This is a genomic window from Microbacterium sp. Bi128 (assembly GCF_918698205.1).
The window spans coordinates 1-1,390 of sequence record NZ_CAKKMM010001342.1 but is presented as its reverse complement, the minus strand read 5'-3'; the positions used below and the strand labels follow the sequence as shown (position 1 = coordinate 1,390).

The following is a 1,390-nucleotide window of genomic DNA, read 5'->3' as shown; positions in this document are numbered from 1 at the left end:
GTCCACGAGCGGGTTCAGGGCCTTAATGGCGTCGCGGGCGGACTCGATTTTCGGCCGGCCCATATCCTCGACACCATGGATGATCTGGCGTTGGAGGTTGCTGAGGTCGACGTCGTCGTCATCGACGATGCCAAGGGTGCCGACCCCCGCGGCGGCGAGATAGAGCAGGGCCGGGGAGCCGAGGCCACCGGCACCGATCACCAGGACTTTTGCGTTCTTGAGGCGTCGCTGGCCGATCGCGCCGATCTCCGGAATGATCAGGTGCCGCGAGTAGCGTTCCACCTCGTCCGGCCTGAGGTCCGCAGCCGGGTCGACCAGCGGTCCGGGCTGCGGATCCAGCTTCGTCTGGGGGGTTGCGGGGGCACCGGCGGCGGTGAACTTGGAAGCCATACTTCAATCTATGCCCGAAGATACCACCAGGTCATATTACCCGCGCGTAAGGTGTAATTGAGTGCAAGGTAGTTCAGTACAAAATGCAAATGATTGCCATTGCGCGCAATGGGGTGGATAAGGGAAAGAAGGCCGACAGTGGTTCATCAGGCACCGTTGGAGCGGGACGAGTCCGGCAAGCCGACGGCAGGGCAGCCCCGGAGCGGACAACGCTCGGCCCGCCTCCCCCGCGACGAACGCCGGGCTCAGCTGCTGGCGGCCGCGCAGGAAGTTTTCGTGGCGAACGGCTACCACGGTGCCGCCATGGACGAGATCGCCGAGACCGCCCACGTCAGCAAGCCGGTGTTGTACCAGCACTTCCCCTCCAAGCGGGACCTCTACCTGGCTCTGCTGGACAGCCACCTCAGCAAGCTGACCGACCTCCTGCTTGGCGCCCTGAACTCCACCACCGACAATGACGAGCGCGTCCAGGCCGTCATGCGCGCCTACTTCCGCTTCATCGCGCACGACGACCAGGCCCACCGGCTCGTCTTCGAGTCGGACCTGATTAACGATCCCGACGTCAGCGCGCGGCTGGAAACGTTCAACAAGACCTTCGCCGACGCCGTCGCGCACGTCATCGCCGAGGACACCAAACTGCCTGAGCTGGAGGCCCAGCTGCTGGGCCGCGGACTCGCCGGCATGGCCCACGTGAGCGCACGGTATTGGCTGGAAACGGACGGGAACCTGGATCTCGATGTAGCCAGTGACCTCATCTACCGTTTAGCTTGGCGCGGAATCTCCCGCTTCCCCAAAGAGACCTAGACTACAACTAGAGATTGACCTTAGACATTTTTTGGACGTTGATTGGCTGGGAGGCCTTGCTGTGGAAGTAAAGATTGGTATTCAAAACATTGGCCGCGAAATTGTCCTCGAATCGGCGCAGGATGCCGAAGCCGTCGCCAAGGTAGTTGGCGACGCGATCGCCAAGGGCAGCGAACTGCGGCTGACGGACGACAAA

General features: G+C 62.5%; 3 protein-coding genes. 2 read left to right on the top strand and 1 reads right to left on the bottom strand.

Annotated elements, in window-relative coordinates:
• On the bottom strand, nt 1–390 hold a 390-nt coding region (locus tag LQV45_RS32590), incomplete at its 3' end, for a ThiF family adenylyltransferase (RefSeq protein ID WP_230011713.1).
• A gap of 108 nt (nt 391–498) precedes the next feature.
• Between LQV45_RS32590 and LQV45_RS32585 the strand changes: the two genes are divergently transcribed.
• Both LQV45_RS32585 and LQV45_RS32580 read left to right on the top strand, forming a co-directional pair.
• Nucleotides 499–1,194 carry a TetR/AcrR family transcriptional regulator gene (locus LQV45_RS32585; RefSeq protein WP_374208359.1) on the top strand — a complete coding sequence of 232 codons (696 nt, stop codon included), beginning with the start codon at nt 499–501 and terminating at the stop codon, nt 1,192–1,194.
• Between the two features lie 61 nt (nt 1,195–1,255).
• Nucleotides 1,256–1,390 (top strand): DUF3107 family protein (locus LQV45_RS32580; protein WP_230011715.1); only part of this gene is annotated, 135 nt, incomplete at its 3' end.

Excerpts from the sequence above, each read along its gene's own strand:
- LQV45_RS32585 (WP_374208359.1), top strand. The coding sequence starts at position 499 with ATGGGGTGGATAAGGGAAAGAAGGCCGACAGTGGTTCATCAGGCACCG.